Source organism: Ruegeria sp. AO1, assembly GCF_056535985.1.
Genome location: NZ_JBQFJC010000001.1, coordinates 1,944,134 through 1,964,084, shown reverse-complemented (window position 1 = coordinate 1,964,084; position 19,951 = coordinate 1,944,134). Strand labels below are relative to the sequence as shown.

The window sequence follows — 19,951 nt, the reverse complement described above, 5'->3', positions numbered from 1 at the left end:
CCGGGGGGCGTGAAGGTCGGACAGTCGCAAGTGTCACGCGACTTGTCCACCTGTTTCAGGCCCCAACTGGCGGGAGTTTGCCATTGGCGCGATGTTCCTCGGTCTTCACCTCATCCCAGAGCGCGTCCATCTCGGCCAGATCGCTTTGTGCAGGGGTTTTGCCGCGCGCGGCCAGACGAGCTTCGACCTGTTCAAAGCGGCGGGTGAACTTGGCGTTGGTGCGGCGCAGGGCGGCCTCGGGTTCGATCCCCAGATGTCGACCGAGATTGACCATCACAAAGAGCAGATCGCCGAATTCGTCCTCAAGCGCGTCGGCGTCCTTGGCGTTACGCGCTTCCTCCAATTCGGCGGCTTCTTCGGTGATCTTGGCGAGGACATGGCTGGTATCGGGCCAGTCGAATCCCACACGCGCGGCCCGTTTCTGCAGCTTATGCGCCCGCAGCAGGGCGGGCAGGTTGGCGGCCACTCCGTCGAGCGCACCTTTCTGTTCTTTTCCCGCGCGTTCGGCAGCCTTGATGGTCTCCCAATCTTTGGTTTGCTGGTCGGCGGATTTTTCACGAGATTCGTCGCCGAACACATGAGGGTGCCGACTGACCATCTTGTCCGACATGGTGCGGACCACATCCTGAAAGGTGAAATGCCCCGCTTCCTCAGCCATTTGCGCGTGGAATACGGATTGGAAGAGAAGGTCGCCCAGTTCTCCTTTCAGCTCGTCATAGGCCTGCCTTTCGATGGCGTCGGCGACCTCATAGGCTTCCTCGATCGTGTAGGGGGCGATGGTGGCAAAATCCTGTTCGATGTCCCACGGACACCCGCTTTGCGGGTCGCGCAAGCGGCGCATGATTTCCAGCAGGCGCTCGATACCCGCATCACTGTCATGGATCAGAGGATTTTCAGCCATTGCGAACCCTTTCGTTCCAGTGTCAGATGCATCCATTCCGCAGTCCCGATCAGGAGTCCACCCCAGATGCCCGTCGTCAACCGAATTGCCGATTTTGCCGCCGATATGGCCAAGTGGCGCCAGCACTTGCACACGATCCCTGAACTGGAGTTCGAATGCTACGAGACAGCCGCTTTCGTAGCTGAGCGTCTGCGCGAGTTCGGGGTGGATGAGCTGCACGAAGGCATTGCCAAAACCGGGATCGTGGCGATCATCAACGGACAGGGCGAGGGCCCGACCATCGGGTTGCGGGCCGATATGGACGCGCTGCCGATCCCCGAGGAGACGGGCGTTGAATACGCCTCGAAGAACCCCGGCAAGATGCATGCCTGTGGGCATGACGGCCATACCACGATGCTGTTGGGGGCTGCGCGCTATCTGGCCGAGACGCGGAATTTCTCGGGCCGCGTGGCGCTGATCTTTCAACCGGCCGAAGAAGAAGGCGGTGGCGCGGATGTGATGGTGCAGGAAGGCATCATGGACCGGTTCGATATCTCTCAGGTCTATGGCATTCACAATGATCCGGGAAACCCCGAGGGGGCCTTCTACACGACCGCCGGGCCTCTGATGGCCGCTGTGGATACGTTCGAGATCCACGTGCAAGGGCAGGGCGGCCACGGAGCGCTGCCGCACCAGACAAAGGATCCAGTGATGGCAGCCTGCGGGATTGCGCAGGCGATCCAGACGATTGTCAGCCGGAACCACTATGCGGTGCAGGATCTGGTGATCTCCGTCACGCAGATTCACGCCGGGACGGTGAACAATGTGATCCCGGATACCGCCTATCTTAACGGCACTGTTCGCACGTTTGATCCAACTGTTCAGAAGATGGTGATCGAGCGGATGGAGCAGATCGTGGCCGGGCAGTCGGCCTCATACGGGGTTGAGGCGACGCTAGACTATCAGATCGGGTATCCGGCGACGATCAATGACGCTGAGAAAACAGCCTTTGCTGCAGATGTGGCGCGCGAGGTCTCAGGCGAGGACCGCGTTGTCGACAATATGGGCCGCGACATGGGGGCCGAGGATTTCTCATACATGCTACAGGCGCGCCCTGGGGCTTATCTGTTTCTGGGTCAGGGTGAGGGCGCCGGGCTGCACCACCCGAAATACAACTTCAACGATGATATCGCGCCGGTCGGGGCTTCGTTCTTTGCCCGGATCGTGGAAAAGGCGCAGCCGCTGGGCTGAGGGGACAAGACATGGCACTGGAAGACGCAAAGCATCAGGTCGATGAGGCCTTTACCAACCCCGACCTCAAGGGCCTGTCCTATGAGAACACTTTCGGCGGCGCGACCTCGTTCCTACGGCGGCTTTACACCAAGGATCTGAAGGGCGTCGATATCGCTGTCACCGGCGTACCCTTTGACCAAGCGGTAACGAACCGCCCCGGCACAAGGCTGGGCCCCCGCGCGATCCGCGAGGCAAGCGCCTTGCAATCCCCCGATGCCCCCTATGGTTGGCCCTTTGACGCGCTGAGCGAGCTGGCGATCGTCGACTATGGCGATATGGCCTATGACTACGCCAATATCCCGGCCTTTCCGGACACGCTGACCGATCATATCCGCACGATTCTGGCGGCTGACGTGGCCTCGGTCACCTTGGGCGGGGATCACTATATCAGCTTTCCGATCCTGAAAGCCTATGCCGAGAAATTCGGGCCCATGTCGCTGCTGCAATTCGATGCGCATACGGACACCTGGGCCGATGATGATATGTCCCGCGTCGATCACGGGACCATGTTTTACAAGGCGGTGAAATCGGGGATCGTGGACCCGAAACGCTCGGTTCAGGTTGGTATCCGCACCAGCAACGAGGATACGCTGGGCGTCAATATCATCGACGCGCGCGAGGTCTACGAATCCGGCCCCGCTGCCGTGGCGCAGAAGATCAAATCCATTCTCGGCGACCGTCCTGTGTATCTGAGCTTCGATATCGACGGGTTGGACCCGGCCTTTGCGCCGGGGACCGGCACGCCGGTTTGGGGCGGTTTGTCCTCGATTCAGGCGCAAATCATTCTGCGCGACATCGCCGGGATCAACATCAAGGGCGGAGATGTGGTCGAGGTCTCTCCGCCCTATGACACCTCAGGAGCAACGGCGATTGCAGGCGCGCATGTGGCCACGCAAATCATCTGTCTGCTTGGGTGGAACCGGCTGATGGCCGAGAAAAAGTAAACGGGGATCGAAGCGCGTTAACCAATGGTTAGCCAAGTTTCCGCTATGAGCTGAGACACGTGATCTGATGGGATGGGAAACAACCGCACATGACTGAATACAATCAACCTATCAGCGGCAATGATCTGGCGCGGTTCTCCGGGCCGAACACGTTTATGCGGCTGCCGCAGGCGACCTCGCTGGCTGGGCTGGATGTGGCGCTGTTGGGGATACCGATGGATATCGGTACCTCGTGGCGGTCGGGCACGCGGTTCGGACCCAAGCAAATCCGCAGCGAAAGCGCGATGATCCGGCCCTACAACATGGCTACATCGGCAGCCCCGTTCGATACGTTGCAGATTGCGGATATCGGCGATCTGGCGATCAATACGTTTTCGTTGTCGGAAAGCCTCAAGATCATCAAGGACAGCTATGACGGTATCCTCGCGCAGAATGTGGTCCCTGTGGCGATGGGCGGAGATCACTCCATCACCCTGCCGATCCTGCGTGCGATTGCCACGAAACACGGGCCGGTCGCTCTTGTGCATGTGGATGCCCATGCAGATGTAAACGACGAGATGTTTGGCGAGCGTGAGACCCACGGCACCGTCTTCCGCCGCGCCTATGAGGAAAAGCTGATCGTTCCCGACAAGACCTTTCAGATAGGCATTCGCGGCTCGGGCTATGCCTCAACCGACTTTACCGAGGCGCAAGGCTGGGGCTTTCAGCAATTCCCCGCGTGGGAGTTGTGGCAGCAGAACCTCACGCAGATCGGTTCGCAAATCCGCAAGACGGTCGGCGATCACCCGGTCTATATCACCTATGACATAGATAGTCTGGACCCGGCCTATGCCCCCGGCACCGGCACGCCCGAGATCGGAGGGCTGACAACCCCGCAAGCCTTGCAACTGATCCACGCGTTGCAAGGGGTGAACGTGGTGGGCTGCGATCTGGTGGAGGTGTCTCCGCCCTACGACCCGTCTGGGAACACGGCGCTGACGGCGGCCAACCTTCTGTTCGAGCTTCTGTGCATCCTGCCCGGTGTAACGTCACGGTAGTTGGCCGGGTTCGCCTTGAAACGGCGTCTGTTCCGCATAGGGTTCAGGAAAAGGACAGGAACGGAATGAAACGCATGCTGATTTTGGGTGTTGTTGGTCTGGTGATCGCGCTGGGGGCCTATATCCGGCTTGCGCCCTCCGATCCGGCGGACTGGCACGTTGCCCCGCAGGCCGAGACCAACCAGGATCTGCAAGGCGGCGTACTGCGCGTGGTCGAAACAGGGCCAGAGGGGTTGGCGAGGCTGGATGCCATTGCCCGCAACGCGCCGCGTACAACCGTTCTGGCTGGGTCGGTGGGTGAGGGGCGGATCACCTATATCACCCGCACCAAGATCATCGGCTTCCCCGACTACACCACAGTCCAGCAGGACGGAGACGTGCTGCGCATCCATGGCCGCTTGCGCTTTGGCCGCAAGGATTTCGGGGTGAACAAGGCCCGCGTTGATGGGTGGCTGGCGCAGATGTAGGCGGCGTTTAGGACGCGGATGTCTTGAGGGGCTGATCCAGATCGGGCCAGTCCAAATCCGAGGACAGGCATCCTTCCTGCACCTCGCGCCACATCGGCACATTCAACGACATCTGGCATTGCGCGGTGAAAATCCGGCCATCAACCTGCAGGCAGATCATTTGCCCCAACTCGATCCGCGAGCCTGATTTGTCGGTGCAATAGCAATCGCGAACCTTTCCATCCGGCCCGACATAGTCGGCCATGGCGGGTAGTGCGAGCAGCGAAAAAATGAAAACCAACCCCTTCATGATCGAAAGCTTAGCACAAGGCTGGCCCTTGACCAAAGCCCCAGATTGAGAGACACCCGCCGGATGATCCCCGAAGAACGCCTTGAGCAGATAACCCAGCGATTCCAATACCTCGAAGCCGCCATGGCCGACGGCGCCTCGGGCGGGGATATCGCGACTTTGGCCAAAGAGTATTCCGACCTCAAACCGGTGGTCGATCAAATCCTGTCCTGGCGTCAGCTGGTCTCGGATTTGGCTGAGGCCGAGGTGATGCTGGCGGACCCGGATATGAAGGAACTTGCTGAAGAGGAAATCCCCCAGCTTCAGTCCCGTATTCCCGAGGCCGAACATGCGCTGCAACTGGCGCTGCTGCCCAAGGACGCAGCGGATGCGCGACCGGCCATGCTTGAAATCCGTCCCGGTACCGGCGGGGATGAGGCGGCGTTGTTCGCCGGGGACCTGCTGCGCATGTATCAACGCTATGCCGAGGCGCGAGGATGGCGGTTCGAGATCATCGAAGAACAGGCCTCGGACCTTGGCGGCATCAAAGAGGTTGTGGCCCATATCAAAGGCGACAACGTGTTTGCGCGGATGAAATACGAATCCGGCGTGCATCGGGTGCAACGCGTGCCCGAAACCGAAAGCGGTGGGCGTATTCATACCTCGGCGGCGACGGTTGCGGTTCTGCCCGAGGCCGAGGATGTCGACATCCAGATCGACGCCAATGACATTCGCATTGATACGATGCGGTCGTCCGGAGCCGGGGGGCAGCACGTGAACACCACCGACTCGGCGGTGCGGATTACCCACTTGCCGACCGGTCTCGTGGTGACCAGCTCCGAGAAATCGCAGCACCGCAACCGCGAGATCGCAATGCAGGTGCTGAAAACTCGCCTCTATGATCTGGAACGGCAGCGGATCGACAGCGAACGCTCGGCGGATCGGGCCAGTCAGGTCGGCTCGGGTGATCGGTCCGAGCGGATCCGGACCTATAACTTCCCGCAAGGTCGCATGACGGATCATCGCATCAACCTGACGCTCTACAAACTGGATCAGGTTATGCAGGGCGATCTGGACGAGGTGATCGATGCCCTGACTGCGGATGATCAAGCCCGGTTACTGGCCGAGATGGCGCAATGATAGCGGCCCTGACCGCCGCCAAGGCGATGGCTGCCGCAACAGCCCGCCTGCGTGCTGCTGGTGTCGATGACCCGGCCCGCGACGCGCGGGTCCTTTTGGCGCATGCGGCCCGAATTGAGGCCAGCCGCGTCACTCTGATCGCGCCCGAGGAATTGTCGCCTGACATCGCCGAACGCTATGAGCAACTGGTATCGCTGCGCGCGATCCGGGTGCCTGTGTCGCATCTGCTGGGAGAACGGGAGTTCTACGGTCGCAATTTCCGCGTCAGCCGCGATGTGCTGGACCCGCGCCCGGAAACCGAAACGCTGATCGAAGCCGCGCTGAGCGAACCGTTTGACCATGTTCTGGACCTTGGGGTTGGCTCGGGCTGCATCCTGGTGACGCTGCTGGCCGAACGCGCCAGTGCTACGGGCCTGGGTGCAGATCTGAGCGAAGCGGCCTGTTTACAGGCCAGCGCCAACGCGGTTCAGCATAACGTACAGGACCGGGCCGAGATTTTGCGCTCGGATTGGTTCGAGCGGATTGAAGGGCAGTTTGATCTCATCGTCTCGAACCCGCCCTATATCGCGCTGTCAGAAATGCAGGACCTGTCGCCCGAAGTGCGCGAGCATGAACCTCGCATGGCTTTGACCGATGAAGGGGACGGGCTGGACGCCTATCGCCGGATCGCGGCGGGTGCACCTGATTTCTTGATGGCGGGCGGGCGCTTGCTGGTAGAAATCGGACCGACACAGGCCAAGGACGTGTCGGCTTTGTTCGATGCCGCTGGCTTGTCGGATATCCGCGTCATCCCCGATCTGGACGGGCGAGACCGTGTTGTTTTGGGCAGAATCCCGGGTTGAACGCAGCGTTAGAGGCCGAAAAGCGCCGGTCTTTGTAAAAAAGCTGCGAAATATCCCAGAAACCTCTTGTCTGAGGCGGCAGGACATGTTTACTCAGGAATGGTCGGAGAGGTTGACGCTGCTTCAGCGCGCCCCTGACGCCAAGCCCAAAAAAGCCGATGACACGTTACGGGACAGGCCTCTGAGCAGCGTAAGGTACGGGTTGATCGGCAGCGAATTGATAAGGCTGACGTAAAGTAAGATGAGATCTTCCAAATCCCGCTCGCGGGCCAAAAATAACCGCAATCGTCCTTCTGGCGGCAACGTCGTCAACCGTGTGTTCGACAGCTCGGGCCCCGAGGGTAAGGTGCGTGGCACACCGCAGCAGATCATTGACAAATACAACCAGCTTGCGCGCGACGCACAGCTGTCCAACGACCGTGTCGCGGCTGAGAACTTTCAGCAGCATGCCGAACACTATCTGCGGATGCTGAGCGAGGCGCAGCGCGAGATTGAAGCGCGCCGCGAAGAGCAGGAGCGCCAGAACCGCGAACGTCAGGCCGAGCGCGACCGTGAACGCGCCGAACGTCAGGAGCGTGAAGCCGCCCGTCAGGCCGACCCGGCCGAGGCGCCCCAGCCTGATGTAATGGATTTCAGCGCGCCCGAGCCTGCGCCGGAAAGCGGGTTGGTTGAGACCCCTGAGAGCAAAGACAAAGGTGCTCAGGCCCCTGAGAAGAAGGAAAAGCCGCCGCGTAAACCGCGCGCGCCTCGCAAGCCCAAAGCTGCACCTGCGGCTGAGGAAGCGCCAAAAACCGACGGGGACGCGCCCGAAGCGGCTGAGTAAGCCCTGCACGGATACGAAGTAAGCCCCGGTTTGATCCGGGGCTTTTTTGTTGCGCTTAGGTTTTTTTGATTTCGCGCGCGAGGGCGCAAAAGGCCTCAAGCGGGACCTGCTCGGCCCGCTCGGTAGGATTGATGCCGGCTGCGATCAGGCGGTCCTCGATATCGGGCGCCACGCCTTTCAAGGAAGCGCGCAGCATTTTGCGGCGTTGATTGAAGGCGGCGGCCACGACGCGGGACAGTGTGCTGGCGTCGGCGGGATAGCGCGGCTCGGGCAGGGCGGTCAGGTGAACCACCGCGCTGGAGACTTTGGGCGGCGGGGTGAACGCTCCGGGGGGCAGGGACATGGCGATGCGTGCCTCGGCCCGCCATTGAGCCAGAATCGCAAGGCGACCATAGGCTTTGCTTCCGGGTTGAGCGACGATGCGTTCGGCCACTTCGCGCTGAAACATGAGCGTCAGGCTTTGCCAGAAGGGCGGCCATTCCGGCGGTGTCAGCCAGCGCACCAGCAGCTCGGTGCCGACATTGTAGGGCAGGTTGGCCGCGACGCGGATGGGCGGGGTCAGGTGTTCCAGCGGGTTTATTTCCAGCGCGTCGCCGTTGATCACCTCCAACTGGCCGGGATAGGCGGCGGCGATGTCGTTCAGAGCGGCGATACAGCGGGTGTCTTTTTCCACCGCTACGACCCTGCGCGCGCCCTCAGATAGCAGCCCACGGGTCAGCCCTCCGGGGCCGGGGCCGATTTCCAGAACGTCACAGGTGCTGAGGTCTCCAGCCTGGCGCGCGATCTTGGCGGTCAGGTTCAGGTCCAGCAGAAAGTTCTGGCCCAGCGATTTGCGGGCGGACAGCTGGTGGGTCGCGATGACTTCGCGCAGCGGAGGGAGGGTGTCGATAGCGCTCATGATCCGGTTACCGTGACGCGTTTGGGGTGGTTAGCGCCAGTGATTTTTTGCCTCCGGCGGGGATATTTCCAGCCAGGTGAAGGATCAAGCGCTTTGTGCCATCTTCTGCGCGAGTTTCAGTGCTTCGATCAGGCTGGTTGGGTTGGCGATGCCTTGCCCTGCGATGTCCAGAGCAGTGCCGTGATCGGGCGAGGTGCGGATGAAAGGTAAGCCCAGGGTGACATTTACGCCCCGGTCAAAATCCAGCGTTTTAATCGGGATCAGGGCCTGATCGTGATACATCGCGATTGCTGCATCATAGCGGCTGCGCGCGGCAGCGTGGAACATAGTGTCGGCGGGATGTGGGCCGGTCACGCTGTAGCCCTCGGGCTGTAGGTTCGCTAGCATCGGGGCGATCCAGTCCAGTTCTTCGGTTCCCATCTTGCCGCCTTCGCCCGCATGGGGGTTCAGGCCAGCCACGGCGATGCGCGGGGTCTCTATGCCGAACTGGGTCCGCAGGCCGGTGGCGGTGATCTCGATCGAGTCGTGCAGCAGGGCCGGGGTCAGCTCTTGCGGGACACGGGAGAGGGGGATGTGAATGGTCGCGGGCACGACGCGCAGTTGATCGCTGGCCAGCATCATCACCACCCGTTCGCGGCCCGCTAGCGCTGCCAGAAATTCGGTATGGCCGGGGTAAGAAAAACCTGCTCCGTCGATGAGCGCCTTTTTGTGGATCGGGGCCGTACACAGGGCCGACGCCGCGCCGGATTGCACAAGGGAAACGCCCTGTTCGATGGCATCAATGACCGATGGCGCGTTGGCCGGGTCGGGTTGGCCGGGCGTGTTGGGGGCTGGGAAGTTCAGCTGCAAAACCGGTAGGGCGGTTTGGGAAACCGAGATGGCCTCGACCGGGTCGCTGATCAGCTGGGCCTGTGTGTCTGATGGCAGGTGCGCGACGTCGCCGATGTAGAAAAAGGGACAGGCGTTGCGCAATTCCACCCATGCTTTGGCGGCGATCTCGGGGCCTATGCCCGCCGGATCGCCGCAGCTGAGCGCGATGGGTGCGCTCATTGCTCGATGATGCTGGCGTCGGCGCGCAATTGTTCCAGCAGGCTGTCCGCAAGGGCCTGCAAACGCTGTTGTGTCAGCGCGTTGGCCACATCGGCGCGCGAGGTGTTCTCACCCAGATCACGGGTGCGGTTGCACAGCATCAGGAACATCAGCGTTTGGCCATTGTTGCTTGTAAGCGCGGTCGAGACTTCGTTCGGATCCAGTTTGGCCAGTTCGATCGCTATGTCGCGTGGAATCTCGGAGGGGGCGGCGACGACACGGTTGAGTACTTCGCCAGGTTGTTCCTTTGCGATGCCATATAGGTCATCGCATGTGTCGATCTCTTCGCGCAGTTTTGCTGCAGCGGCCAGGGTCTCAGCACTGCGGCCACCGGCCATGTAATAGATAGCGTAGTCAATCTCGGAATATGACGGTGTGCCCGCTGCAACTTCACGCAAACCGCGCATCTGGAAAAGAGCTATGGCGTTTGGGAGGCCGATAGGTCTAGTGATCTCGCCATCCTTCAAGCCCAGAACCACGGGTTGCAGCGCCGGGGGCAAACCAGATAGGTTCAACCAGTCAAGGCGACCTCCATTATTGCGGGTTTCTGCGGCCGAGTATTGGGCTGCCGCTGCAGAAAATGCCTCAAACCCTTCGAGATTGGCGATTTCTTCGGCCAAAAGCTCGGTCTGGGCGAGGGTTTGTTGGTTCACTGGAATGATGATCTCCGACAGTAGCACCTGAAGTCCACCGCCGCCGCCTTGACCGAGCGCTCGGTTGATTTCTTCCTCGGAGGGGGTGGCCTGAGATAGAAAACGGGCGCTGACATAGTTGCGCCATGTCAGCTGGTCAGCGACGAAATCGCGAACGGTTTCCGGGTCCACGCCTTCGTTGGCCAGCAGTTGCAGGAACTGTTCCGTACTGAGGCGCCCACGGGCTGCGAATTCGTCGACCCCTGCCTGAATCGCCTCGGGCGGGACCTCGATCCCGGCTTCTCGCATAGCTTGTTTGCGCAGGCGCTCGTCGATCAGAGCCTGTCGAACTTCGGCCTCGGACCCGCCAGCGATGCCAAGCGCGTTCACGAATTGCTGCCGTTGCTCCAGTTCGTACCAAGTGACCACGTCCTGATTGACCCGGATCGCTGGCGAAAACAGGCTTTGCGCAAACGTATGTGGCGCGGTGAAGGTAAGAGTCGTAACGGCCAGGGCCGGAAGCACCAGCCGGATCGAAGCGGAACGAAGAAACCGTGAGAAAGTTGATATCAACTGCATGTTCTCTTGTAAGTGTTACCAGCGCCTTCGAGGGCGTATCCTGTCAACGATACGGTAAAGCCGAATTCGGTCGAAGGCTCAATAGTTGATGTTGAAGTAAAGCGCCGCCTTACGGACATGTTAACCCGAACGCATTCATTCTGGTAGGTCACACCGAGGCCCAGGCGAATGGGTTCGGATTCGTTCAGGTCGTAGCGGGCCTCGGCCCGGGTCAGCCAGTTCTGGTCAACCTGATAGCGCCCGCGCAGCCAGATCTCAGAGACCGCCTCTTCGATGTTTTCAGCCGGGTCGGGTTCCAGCCAGATATAGCTGCCGGTGAAGGCTGAACCTTCTTTCGCCCACTCTCCACGCAGCTCGGCCTTGGCAAAACTCAGGTCACCGTTGAGAATTCCGCGCCCGGCCAAAGACCAGCCATTGGCGGTTTTGAGCTGACCGGCCAGCAGGATATCGGACGATGTGCCCTGCAGTCCCGAAGTCAGAGTGAAATCCGGATCGGCATCCGCACGAAAGACTTGGCCCACCGAGGCAAGCGCCTGCCAGCCTCCGCGACCATAGCGCGCCCAGTTGACGCCGACAGCGGCGGTTGCGCCGTCCTCGCGGCGATCCTCGGCCGGAAAGCGCGACAGAGACAGTAGGTTGCCCTCGTCGAATTCCTGAAACGTGCTTTCGTCGATCGGCACGTCATTGTCGGAAACATTGGTCCATCCGAACTGAACGATGGGTTCCAGAAACTGCGTCGCCCCGGATTTTTCGCGGCGTGTCATCGGATAGCTCAACGTCAGAGCGGCCCGAGGGGTCGTCCGGGTTTCTTGCGTGGGGAAATTGCTGTCGTGGCGGACGTTGAACGCGTCAATGGAGGCACCGAACAACGCATTTGCCCGCAATCCGGTGGCAAAGGTCCAGCTGCGCAGCCATTCTGCGTCAAAGGTTGTGCGCGCCACGTCGCGTCCGACCACGTCCTCATCGCTGGTGCGCTCATGCGCGTGGGCGATGACGTTTACCCGAACCTCTCCGCCGACGGAGGTTGGGAAATAGCGCTTTTGGAAGTTCAGATCGAAAATGCGCGAGGGGATTTCATCCTGATCTTCGCTGTCACGCAGCGTTTTGTAGTGAATAAAGCTGGTCCGGAACGCCGTGTCGCGCTTGATCCGTTCCAGCGCAACTTCGCTGCGGAGGCGGTCCAAATCGGGCAGACCGTAGTCGGCCAGATAGGAATCATCCGAGGTCGTCTGCAGATCGAAGGTAAAGCGATAGTCATTTTTAAAGTCGAACCAGCCTTCGGCGAACAGATAACCGCGATCCTGATCCGGTTGAATGTCGTCCCGGGTCTGCGCGCCGTTGATCTCGATCCGGCCATTCACGAAAGCCTGTCGATAGCGATAGCCAAGCGTCGTGGTTTTGGACGAGAGATAGGGCGTAAGGGTCAGGTCCTTGTGGTCGCCGATTTTGAAGAAATACGGCACCTGCACCCCGGTTCCAAGCTGAGAGGTGGTGCGAATCGACGGCACCAGAAAACCGGTCGCACGCTCCAGCGTCGGGTCGGGCAGGCGCAGATAGGGGAAGTAGAAAACGGGAACGTCCAGTACCCGCAGCTGCGCTCCTTCAAAGTAAAGCTGCCGCTCTAACGAGTCATGCGTGACCTTGCGCGCCCGGATCTGCCACAGAGGCGGACGGCCATCGGTGCAGACATGGCACGAGGTTGCGGCGATCTTGCTGAATTGCGTAAAGCGCCCTCCGGCGCGGCGGGCCTGAACGGATGCGATTTGCACCTGCTGCTCGAACACCATCCGCGCGCCCACCAGCAGGCCATTCTGAAGCCCGTTGTCCAGCTGCGCCGACTCCGCCAGTACAGTCGTCTGCCCACCCTGATCAATGCGGACGGGGCCATCCAGTGTTAGCTCTCCGGTTTCGCGGTCATAGACGATGCGATTGGCGCTGAGTTTGACGTTGCCCTGAAACGCCTCGACATTGCCTTCGGCCACCAGCTTGCGTTCGGGCGTGATAAAGATCCTGTCGGCCACAAGCAGCGCCGGTTCTTCCTCTTGGGCCGGGCTTTGGGTGACGGCTGGATCGGACAGATTCTGCGCGGCCAGGCCAAGGGGCAGGGTCAGGGCCAGCATGCTGGTCGCTGCAAACGGTAGAAAACGCCGCATCAGCCGTCCTCCGCGTGCAGTAACAGGCCAAGCGATAGCAGGATCGCCGCAAAGGGTGGTGCCCAAGCAGCGACATAGATCGGAAGCTGACCGTTTTCGCCAAGAATCTGCGCGAAGTTGCGCACGAAATAGATCGCAAAGCCCAACAGAACAGCCGTCAGCACCGCTACACCGGTTCCACCAAAGCGCACATGGCGCATGGTGAAGGCCGCTCCGATCAGGACCATGGCAACCAGAAACAGGGGCCGGGCAAGTTGGACATGCAGCCAGACCTCATATTGCTTGGTCGAAAACCCGGCCTCACCCAGATCGCGGATCAGCTTGGGCAGATCATAGACCGAGACCGAGTCCTGCTTACCCAGCGTGTCCAGAATGCGTTCCCGCGTTAGTGTGGTCGGCAGCTCAAGACGTTCATGCGAAACAGCGTTTGTTTCAGGGTTGAGGTCGTCCCGCAGCGGCCAGAGTTTGGCGTCGGTCAAAACCCAGGTTCCGTTGGTTAGCTCCGCGCGTTCGGCCACGATCTGCTGGTTTGGCTTTCCGCCGCCCGAAAAGGTGATGATGGTCACATCGTCAAGACCCAGAGTATCCCCGTTCGATGTACCCCTGGCATGGATCACGGATTGGCCATTGTCCGAGCTTTGACGCAGCCATAGCCCCTCCCGGCTGATCGATAGGGCAGAGCTGCCATCGTCGCGATAGGCATCCGATAGACGCTCAAACTCTTCCGAGGTCGCGGCGGCGATCGGGTTCAGCAAAGCAACGGCCAGAATGCCAATCATCAGGGCCAGGGTGACCGGGGCCACAAGCGCCCGCAGGCCGGAGCGACCGGTGGCGCGGGTCACCACCAGTTCTGAGGTGCGCGCCAGCCCAACAAACAGCGCGATGGTGGACAGGATAATCAGCAGGGGCAGCATCTCGCTGATCGCGGCGGGGGTGTTCAGCAGCGTCAGACCCAGTAGTTGGCCCACGGACAAGTCGTAATCGTCAAAGCGGCGCAGCTGTTCGATCAGGTCGATCAGAATCATCAGGGTCAGAAAGATGCCGCCGATGACCATAAAGCTTTGAAGAAAGCGGCGCGCGAAGTAGCGGTCAAGGATCACGGAAAGACCCTCGCAGGGCTTGAAACGCAGGGGTTCACGCCCGGATCGCCATTGCATGTCATCTTGCGCGACAGCGAATGCCTGCCGTTTGGTGCCACTTAGATCTCCCCCGAGCCTGCCGTTTATTTTTGCAGAACCTTAATGCAAATGGCGGGCGGGGAAAACTGCTATCTGGTCAAGCCGCGCAGCGCGGGCTAGGTCTTGGGGAACAGATTTTGAGGAGTTTGCTATGAGCAGTCTGGTACCAATCCGTTTTGAGGCTTTTGACGTGGATGCCATGGCGCAGGCGGAAGGGCGCGTGGCAATCATCGTTCCCGCCGATGGCAAGATGAGCCCCGCCGTGCGACGTGCCAACAAACTGACCCGTGGAGCGGTTGCTCGGGTGGTGGAAAGCGATCGGTTCGAAAAGGTGAAAACCGGGGATGTGATCTCGCTGGCGTGGCCGGTTGGTATGGCCGCGCAAGCATTGGACATCGTGGTCCTGCCGCGCCGCCCCGAAGCGGATGAGGCGCGCAAAGCGGGCGCGGCATTGGCAAAACTGGCCGGTGGCAAAGACCTGTTGGTGATGGCGGGCAATCAGGTGCGCGTGGAAGATCTGGCGATGGGTATCGCTTTGCGCAGCTACGATTTCGACGTCCACAAGACCAAAGATAGTGATGCGGAAGGTTCGGTCACGATCAGCCACAGCAAGCATGACGAAGCCGAAGCGGGTTTCGCCCCGATGTATGCGGTTGCCGATGGGGTGCGGATGACCCGCGACCTGACGAATGAGCCTGCGAACATCCTGAACACCACCGAATTTGCCGACCGTCTGGACGAGATGAAATCGCTGGGCCTCGAGGTCGAGGTGCTGGAGGAAGACAAGCTGGCCGAATTGGGCATGCGCACGCTGCTGAGCGTGGGGCAGGGCTCAGTCAGCCCGTCGAAAGTTGTGGTGATGCAGTGGAACGGGGGCGACAAGGATGATGCGCCGCTGGCTCTGGTCGGCAAGGGCGTTGTGTTCGACACCGGGGGGATCTCGCTGAAACCGGCGGGTGGCATGGAAGACATGACCATGGACATGGGCGGCGCGGGGGTTGTGGCCGGCACCATGCGGGCGCTGGCCAAGCGCAAGGCCAAGGCCAATGTGGTCGGTCTTGTGGGGCTGGTCGAGAACATGCCCTCGGGCAATGCGACCCGTCCGGGCGACGTTGTGAAATCAATGAAGGGCGATACGGTCGAGATCATCAACACAGACGCCGAGGGCCGTTTGGTTCTGTGCGACGTGATGTGGTACGCGCAGGAGAGGTTCTCTCCGGTCGGTATGATCGATCTGGCGACCCTGACCGGGGCGGTCATCATTGGACTTGGCCATGAGAATGCGGGTGTCTTCTCGAACAACGATACCTTCTGTGATGCCTTCCTGAAATCGGCTAAGGCCGAGGACGAAGGCGCATGGCGGCTACCTTTGGGCGCGGCCTATGACAAGCAGCTGAAATCGCGCATCGCCGATATGAAGAACGTGGGCGGACGGCCTGCAGGCTCGATCACCGCGGCGCAGTTCCTGCAACGCTTCGTGAAAGAAGAAACGCCTTGGATTCACCTCGACATCGCCGGTGTTGCCTCGGTCGCGGCTGAGACATCCTATGCCCCCAAAGGCGCAACAGGCTGGGGTGTGCGCGCGCTGAGCCGCTTTGTGCAGGACAATTTCGAGTAAACCCATGGGGGCCGTCTATTTCTATCACCTGACCCGTCAGCCGCTGGAGCATACTTTGCCAGTCCTGCTGGACAAGGCGCGTCAGGCCGGGTGGAAGATCGCCGTGCGGGGCACTGATCCCGCCCGGCTGGACTGGTTGGATGAAAAACTCTGGTTGGGACCCGAGGACGGGTTCTTGCCGCATGGACGGGCTGGTGGGGCGCATGATGCGATGCAACCGATCCTGTTGACGTCGGACATGCAGGTCGCAAATGATGCCAGCTGCGTAATGGCGGTGGACGGGGCGGCGGTTGACCCGGATGAGGTCGCCGCGCTGGACCGAGTTTGCATTCTGTTCGACGGCAATGACATGGAGGCTGTTCAACATGCGCGCGGCCAGTGGAAAGCGCTGACCAGCGCGGGGTGTTCAGCGCAATATTGGTCCGAGGAATCGGGCCGTTGGGAAAAGAAAGCCGAAGCCTAGCGCGCGGCTGTTGCGGAAATCAGGAGAGCGACAAATGGAAATGAAGCCTTTGGGCCGCACCGGGATCATGGTGTCTGATCTGTGTCTTGGGACGATGACATTCGGATCGCAAACCTCGGAAGCCGACGCGAATTCGCAGATGGACGTGGCGCTGGCAGCCGGGATCAATTTTGTCGATGCCGCCGAGATGTACCCGGTCAATCCGGTCGCCAAAGAGACGATTGGCCGGACCGAGGAAATCCTTGGCAACTGGAATGCAGCCAATGCTGCGCGCCGGGGGGATTATGTTCTGGCCACCAAGCATTCCGGTGAGGGGCTTCGCTTTGTCCGCGATGGTGCGCCGATCACCGCTCAGACAATCCCCGAGGCCATCGAGGGCTCACTGAAGCGTTTGAAGACCGACTATATCGACCTCTACCAGTTTCACTGGCCCAATCGGGGCAGCTATATGTTCCGGCAGAACTGGACGTTCTCGCCCAAGGGGCACAACACCGATGAAGTGCTGGAGAACATGCAGGAGTGTCTGGAGGCGCTTCAGGTTCAGGTCGACAAGGGCAATATCCGGGCCTTTGGATTGTCCAATGAAAGTGCCTGGGGGACGGCGCAATGGCTGCGCTTGTCCGAGCAGATGGGCGCGCCTCGGGTGGCGTCGGTTCAGAACGAATACTCGCTGCTGTGCCGGCTGTTTGATACGGACATGGCCGAGTTGAGCGTTCATGAAGACGTGGGCCTGATGGCGTTCTCGCCTTTGGGAACTGGGTTGCTGACCGGCAAATACCAGGGCGGGGCCATTCCCGAAGCCTCGCGCATGTCACTGACGCCGGAGCTGGGGGGGCGCAAGTCCGAGCGGGTTTTTGATGCCGTTGACGTCTATTTGCAGATTGCCGCGCGGCATGGGCTGGACCCGACATTGATGGCGCTGGCGTGGTGCCGGACCCGTCCGTTCATGATGTCAGCCATCTTTGGCGCGACGACAGTGACGCAGTTGGAGCATATCCTGTCTGGCGCCGATCTGCGCTTGTCCGATGAGGTTCTGGCCGAGATCGATGCGGCGCACAAAGCGCATCCGATGCCGTATTAAGGCGTTTCGGGTTTATCCTGAAGCGATCCAGGGGGCGCTGCCCCCGCCGCGCGTGCCGCGCCTCCCCCGGGATATTTTTGGCCAGTTGGAGTGGATCCGGTCAGTGATGGGTGGGGTGGGCACTATCTTGTCTGAGGTCACGGGCCGACAAACCGTGGGCCGTGCGGAAGGCGCGGGCGAAGCTGGATTGCGAGGTGAACCCGGTGGCCTGAGCCACGTCCATCAGCGACATGTCGGTATCGGTAACCAAACGGCGGGCCTCGGCCATGCGCAGTTGCAGGTAGTGGTCCTGCGGCGTGGTGTTCAGGCGCAGGCGGAATTGCTGTTGCAGGGTGCGGGGGCTGGTGCCCAATCTGTCGGCGATATGGGCTAGTGGCAGCGGATCGTCGAGCGCGGCCTCCATCAGGCTATTCGCTTTGGACGTCAGCGCTGAGTGGTGGTTCGCTTTGGGCGTGTCTGTTCTGGTTTGGGCCGGAGCGCCTTCGTACAGGAACTGGTTCGAGACACGTGCGGCAAAACCAGCACCATGGCGCGCGGAGATGATGTGCAGCATCATCTCGACCGCGGGGATCGCGCCGCCCGAGGTCAGACGGTTTTCGGAGATTGCGAAACGGTTTGCCTGAACATCGACCTTTGGAAAGCGGCTCGCGAAACTGTCAAGATCGTCCCAATGGGTGGTTGCGGTGTGACCATCTAGCAGACCAGCCTCGGCCAGCAGCCAAGGCCCTCCGTCTATGCCGGCCATGGTGGCACCCGTAGCTGCGATGCGCCGCAATCCCGCGATCAGGCTGGGGGTTGCTTGGCGGGCCATTTGAAATCCGGCAACGACAATCATCAGGTCGCAGCTTTGCAGACGGGCCAGCGGTATGCCGGGAACGGTGAGCGCACTGGTCAGCATGACTGGCGCGTCCGTTGGGGTCACGTAGTCCCAATCAAAGGCCGGACGATCGGCCAAACGGTTGGCGGCGCGCATCGGATCCACGGCCGAGGCGAAGCTGAGCGTGCTGCACTCATCCAGTACCAATAGCGCTGTTTTCAGGGCGCGATGTTCCGGTTGCAGTATGTTTTTTGCGGATTTCATCAAGTTCGATTCGCATTCTGACAAGTGTTCCCACAAGGCTGCGCCAGAGGCGTCGGTTGCGCAAATCGGAATCCGGGGAGAAGCCTGGGGAAAACTTTACTCAAAGCTGGGTATAACTTGGGGAAAACGTTTTTGCCCGGAAAACGGCAGGTATTCCATTGTTGGGAGCCCGCCCATCAAACAGTGCCGGGCACTGTGTTTCGATCTGCCGGCCAGCGGAAAAAGCCCGCTGACCGGATGGGCGGAGTGCGTCGTTGTTGATAGCGCGACACGCGCGTAGAGCTAGGGCGTCAGCCTTGATTCGGGCCTCGGATCTGGCGGATTGTGCGGCGGACGGCTTGCCAATCTTTGGCCTCTTGCGTGTTTCCCGCGGCCTCACATTCGCGCATCTTCTGAGCGGCTTCCGCCTCGGCCCGGTCGCCGTGCGCGGAATAGAGGGCGCGTGCATATTGAGCGGTTTGTAGTGCGTCCATTCTGATCATCCTCCGTAGAGTGTCTGCGCGTTCGCGGTGTCACTATACTACAGGAACCGGAAAACCGCACGTTTGAGGCGTCAGCCCTTCGCAATCTCGGCCCGCAACCCGCGCAGGTATTCCGGGAAACGGCGGGCGGTCATCTCAGACTCGCGGATCAGGGTGTCGAAATGCCGGCTGAACACCTCGATCCGGTCGCGGTCGCGGAAGGCCATGTAGTGACTGCCCGCATAGAAGACGCAAAGAAGCGGGCCGAAGATCGTGACAGGTGCAGAATACAGTCGTTTGGCATCGAACAGATAGATGCGCAGGCGGGGATAGTGCTGTTCGCTGAGGTCCAGAAGGTGGTCGATCTGTTCCAGACGGACTGGCAAAGGCAGCCCCTCGTAGTAGCCGGTCCCGAGGGCGAAGCTGCGGATTTCATACAGGGGCATGGCGATCTCATAGTCCGACTGGGCGCTGCGCATCCAGGACAGGCGATCCTCGGATGCGCCAATCGCTTGATCTGCCGTGCGACCCAAATGCGGGGCGTATTCCCATTCAAGGATCGCGCGAGTCTTGAGCATATCGGGTAGGGTGGCGGGCACGTAGCGGATTTTGTAACCCGCAGCCTCTTGATGCCATTGGAAAATACGCTCATCGACAAGGGCGCGGGGGGCCTCGGCCATAGTCAGTGAACTGGCCAGCAGTTCCGCGGCGCTTTCGGGGCGATCCGACAGGCTTAGCAGCCAATCCGCTGAGACGCCCAGAGCAGAGGCGCAACTTCCGACCACATGGGCGTTGGGCAAGCGGGCGCCCTCATCGGTCAGCAGCTGTGATACGGTCGAGCGGTCTACACCGATATGTCGGGCCAGGGCGCTTTGGCTGACGGTGGCGTCCTCCATCGCGCGGGAAAGCCGCAGGCGAAACTGCGCAGCGCGAACTCGTTTGTCGATTTTATCTACCATAAGGTAATAAATATCACCTATGATGATTTTTGTTAATCATATTCGGAATTCCCAACATGCCGCCC

Annotated in this window: 20 protein-coding genes; 10 read left to right on the top strand and 10 right to left on the bottom strand. The window is 60.6% G+C overall.

Annotation, left to right across the window (positions count from 1 at the left end):
* Positions 1-55 precede the first annotated feature (55 nt).
* The gene (mazG, locus tag ACR3FB_RS09670; RefSeq protein WP_480564269.1) at positions 56-901 is read right to left on the bottom strand and encodes a nucleoside triphosphate pyrophosphohydrolase; all 846 of its coding nucleotides are present in this window, start codon (positions 899-901) and stop codon (positions 56-58) included.
* A 66-nt stretch (positions 902-967) separates the two neighbouring features.
* Between mazG and ACR3FB_RS09665 the strand changes: the two genes are divergently transcribed.
* The 4 genes from ACR3FB_RS09665 (at position 968) to ACR3FB_RS09650 (ending at position 4,621) form a co-directional block, all read left to right on the top strand.
* Entirely contained in the window at positions 968-2,131 is a 1,164-nt protein-coding gene (locus tag ACR3FB_RS09665; RefSeq protein ID WP_480564272.1) for a M20 aminoacylase family protein, read from the top strand.
* Positions 2,132-2,142: 11 nt separating this feature from the next.
* Positions 2,143-3,117 (top strand): agmatinase, encoded by a 975-nt coding sequence (speB, locus tag ACR3FB_RS09660; RefSeq protein ID WP_170483447.1) that lies wholly within the window; start codon positions 2,143-2,145, stop codon positions 3,115-3,117.
* 89 nt (positions 3,118-3,206) lie between these two features.
* Complete coding sequence (gene speB, locus ACR3FB_RS09655; RefSeq protein ID WP_480564275.1) at positions 3,207-4,154, top strand: agmatinase; 948 nt, start codon at positions 3,207-3,209, stop codon at positions 4,152-4,154.
* A 65-nt stretch (positions 4,155-4,219) separates the two neighbouring features.
* Complete coding sequence (locus tag ACR3FB_RS09650; protein WP_480564278.1) at positions 4,220-4,621, top strand: DUF1499 domain-containing protein; 402 nt, start codon at positions 4,220-4,222, stop codon at positions 4,619-4,621.
* Between the two features lie 7 nt (positions 4,622-4,628).
* Here the strand turns inward: ACR3FB_RS09650 and ACR3FB_RS09645 are convergent, their stop codons facing one another.
* Entirely contained in the window at positions 4,629-4,910 is a 282-nt protein-coding gene (locus tag ACR3FB_RS09645; RefSeq protein WP_480564281.1) for a hypothetical protein, read from the bottom strand.
* A 63-nt stretch (positions 4,911-4,973) separates the two neighbouring features.
* Between ACR3FB_RS09645 and prfA the strand changes: the two genes are divergently transcribed.
* From prfA to ACR3FB_RS09630, 3 genes are all read left to right on the top strand, one after another.
* The gene (prfA, locus tag ACR3FB_RS09640) at positions 4,974-6,029 is read left to right on the top strand and encodes a peptide chain release factor 1 (protein WP_480538233.1); all 1,056 of its coding nucleotides are present in this window, start codon (positions 4,974-4,976) and stop codon (positions 6,027-6,029) included.
* The gene (gene prmC / locus ACR3FB_RS09635) at positions 6,026-6,871 is read left to right on the top strand and encodes a peptide chain release factor N(5)-glutamine methyltransferase (RefSeq protein ID WP_170638534.1); all 846 of its coding nucleotides are present in this window, start codon (positions 6,026-6,028) and stop codon (positions 6,869-6,871) included. The genes prfA and prmC overlap by 4 nt, the downstream gene beginning before the upstream one ends.
* A gap of 241 nt (positions 6,872-7,112) precedes the next feature.
* Entirely contained in the window at positions 7,113-7,694 is a 582-nt protein-coding gene (locus tag ACR3FB_RS09630; protein ID WP_170466528.1) for a DUF4167 domain-containing protein, read from the top strand.
* A 55-nt stretch (positions 7,695-7,749) separates the two neighbouring features.
* Here the strand turns inward: ACR3FB_RS09630 and rsmA are convergent, their stop codons facing one another.
* The 5 genes from rsmA to lptG form a co-directional block, all read right to left on the bottom strand.
* Positions 7,750-8,592, bottom strand: a complete 843-nt coding sequence (rsmA, locus tag ACR3FB_RS09625) for a 16S rRNA (adenine(1518)-N(6)/adenine(1519)-N(6))-dimethyltransferase RsmA (protein WP_480564284.1) — start codon at positions 8,590-8,592, stop codon at positions 7,750-7,752.
* An 84-nt stretch (positions 8,593-8,676) separates the two neighbouring features.
* Positions 8,677-9,642, bottom strand: coding sequence for a 4-hydroxythreonine-4-phosphate dehydrogenase PdxA (gene pdxA, locus ACR3FB_RS09620; RefSeq protein WP_480564287.1), 966 nt, complete (start codon positions 9,640-9,642; stop codon positions 8,677-8,679).
* Positions 9,639-10,892 (bottom strand): peptidylprolyl isomerase, encoded by a 1,254-nt coding sequence (locus ACR3FB_RS09615; RefSeq protein WP_480564290.1) that lies wholly within the window; start codon positions 10,890-10,892, stop codon positions 9,639-9,641. The genes pdxA and ACR3FB_RS09615 overlap by 4 nt, the downstream gene beginning before the upstream one ends.
* Positions 10,883-13,045 (bottom strand): LPS-assembly protein LptD, encoded by a 2,163-nt coding sequence (locus ACR3FB_RS09610; RefSeq protein WP_480564293.1) that lies wholly within the window; start codon positions 13,043-13,045, stop codon positions 10,883-10,885. Before ACR3FB_RS09610 ends, ACR3FB_RS09615 begins: the two co-directional genes overlap by 10 nt.
* Positions 13,045-14,145 (bottom strand): LPS export ABC transporter permease LptG, encoded by a 1,101-nt coding sequence (gene lptG / locus ACR3FB_RS09605; protein WP_170764542.1) that lies wholly within the window; start codon positions 14,143-14,145, stop codon positions 13,045-13,047. The genes ACR3FB_RS09610 and lptG overlap by 1 nt, the downstream gene beginning before the upstream one ends.
* A gap of 229 nt (positions 14,146-14,374) precedes the next feature.
* Here lptG and ACR3FB_RS09600 point away from each other — a divergent pair, with 229 nt between their 5' ends.
* Genes ACR3FB_RS09600 through ACR3FB_RS09590 form a run of 3 tightly spaced genes read left to right on the top strand, consistent with a single transcriptional unit; the run spans position 14,375 to position 17,385 of the window.
* Positions 14,375-15,841, top strand: coding sequence for a leucyl aminopeptidase (locus ACR3FB_RS09600; RefSeq protein WP_480564296.1), 1,467 nt, complete (start codon positions 14,375-14,377; stop codon positions 15,839-15,841).
* Positions 15,842-15,845: 4 nt separating this feature from the next.
* Positions 15,846-16,304: a DNA polymerase III subunit chi gene (locus ACR3FB_RS09595; protein WP_480564299.1), complete on the top strand. Its 459-nt coding sequence runs from the start codon at positions 15,846-15,848 to the stop codon at positions 16,302-16,304.
* A gap of 34 nt (positions 16,305-16,338) precedes the next feature.
* On the top strand, positions 16,339-17,385 hold the full coding sequence (locus ACR3FB_RS09590) for an aldo/keto reductase (RefSeq protein WP_480564301.1): 1,047 nt from the start codon (positions 16,339-16,341) through the stop codon (positions 17,383-17,385).
* A gap of 100 nt (positions 17,386-17,485) precedes the next feature.
* On the opposite strand, the gene ACR3FB_RS09585 is transcribed toward ACR3FB_RS09590, so the two are convergent.
* The 3 genes from ACR3FB_RS09585 to ACR3FB_RS09575 form a co-directional block, all read right to left on the bottom strand.
* Entirely contained in the window at positions 17,486-18,466 is a 981-nt protein-coding gene (locus ACR3FB_RS09585) for a GlxA family transcriptional regulator (RefSeq protein WP_480564304.1), read from the bottom strand.
* A gap of 290 nt (positions 18,467-18,756) precedes the next feature.
* Entirely contained in the window at positions 18,757-18,939 is a 183-nt protein-coding gene (locus ACR3FB_RS09580; protein WP_170373905.1) for a hypothetical protein, read from the bottom strand.
* A gap of 80 nt (positions 18,940-19,019) precedes the next feature.
* On the bottom strand, positions 19,020-19,886 hold the full coding sequence (locus ACR3FB_RS09575; RefSeq protein ID WP_480564307.1) for a helix-turn-helix domain-containing protein: 867 nt from the start codon (positions 19,884-19,886) through the stop codon (positions 19,020-19,022).
* Positions 19,887-19,951 lie beyond the last annotated feature (65 nt).

Excerpts from the sequence above, each read along its gene's own strand:
- ACR3FB_RS09645 (WP_480564281.1), bottom strand. The coding sequence starts at position 4,910 with ATGAAGGGGTTGGTTTTCATTTTTTCGCTGCTCGCACTACCCGCCATG.
- ACR3FB_RS09595 (WP_480564299.1), top strand. The coding sequence starts at position 15,846 with ATGGGGGCCGTCTATTTCTATCACCTGACCCGTCAGCCGCTGGAGCAT.
- mazG (WP_480564269.1), bottom strand. The coding sequence starts at position 901 with ATGGCTGAAAATCCTCTGATCCATGACAGTGATGCGGGTATCGAGCGC.
- prmC (WP_170638534.1), top strand. The coding sequence starts at position 6,026 with ATGATAGCGGCCCTGACCGCCGCCAAGGCGATGGCTGCCGCAACAGCC.
- ACR3FB_RS09650 (WP_480564278.1), top strand. The coding sequence starts at position 4,220 with ATGAAACGCATGCTGATTTTGGGTGTTGTTGGTCTGGTGATCGCGCTG.
- ACR3FB_RS09590 (WP_480564301.1), top strand. The coding sequence starts at position 16,339 with ATGGAAATGAAGCCTTTGGGCCGCACCGGGATCATGGTGTCTGATCTG.
- ACR3FB_RS09600 (WP_480564296.1), top strand. The coding sequence starts at position 14,375 with ATGAGCAGTCTGGTACCAATCCGTTTTGAGGCTTTTGACGTGGATGCC.
- ACR3FB_RS09580 (WP_170373905.1), bottom strand. The coding sequence starts at position 18,939 with ATGGACGCACTACAAACCGCTCAATATGCACGCGCCCTCTATTCCGCG.
- pdxA (WP_480564287.1), bottom strand. The coding sequence starts at position 9,642 with ATGAGCGCACCCATCGCGCTCAGCTGCGGCGATCCGGCGGGCATAGGC.
- ACR3FB_RS09610 (WP_480564293.1), bottom strand. The coding sequence starts at position 13,045 with ATGCGGCGTTTTCTACCGTTTGCAGCGACCAGCATGCTGGCCCTGACC.
- speB (WP_170483447.1), top strand. The coding sequence starts at position 2,143 with ATGGCACTGGAAGACGCAAAGCATCAGGTCGATGAGGCCTTTACCAAC.
- speB (WP_480564275.1), top strand. The coding sequence starts at position 3,207 with ATGACTGAATACAATCAACCTATCAGCGGCAATGATCTGGCGCGGTTC.
- ACR3FB_RS09585 (WP_480564304.1), bottom strand. The coding sequence starts at position 18,466 with ATGAAATCCGCAAAAAACATACTGCAACCGGAACATCGCGCCCTGAAA.
- ACR3FB_RS09615 (WP_480564290.1), bottom strand. The coding sequence starts at position 10,892 with ATGCAGTTGATATCAACTTTCTCACGGTTTCTTCGTTCCGCTTCGATC.
- ACR3FB_RS09575 (WP_480564307.1), bottom strand. The coding sequence starts at position 19,886 with ATGGTAGATAAAATCGACAAACGAGTTCGCGCTGCGCAGTTTCGCCTG.
- ACR3FB_RS09665 (WP_480564272.1), top strand. The coding sequence starts at position 968 with ATGCCCGTCGTCAACCGAATTGCCGATTTTGCCGCCGATATGGCCAAG.
- ACR3FB_RS09630 (WP_170466528.1), top strand. The coding sequence starts at position 7,113 with ATGAGATCTTCCAAATCCCGCTCGCGGGCCAAAAATAACCGCAATCGT.
- prfA (WP_480538233.1), top strand. The coding sequence starts at position 4,974 with ATGATCCCCGAAGAACGCCTTGAGCAGATAACCCAGCGATTCCAATAC.
- rsmA (WP_480564284.1), bottom strand. The coding sequence starts at position 8,592 with ATGAGCGCTATCGACACCCTCCCTCCGCTGCGCGAAGTCATCGCGACC.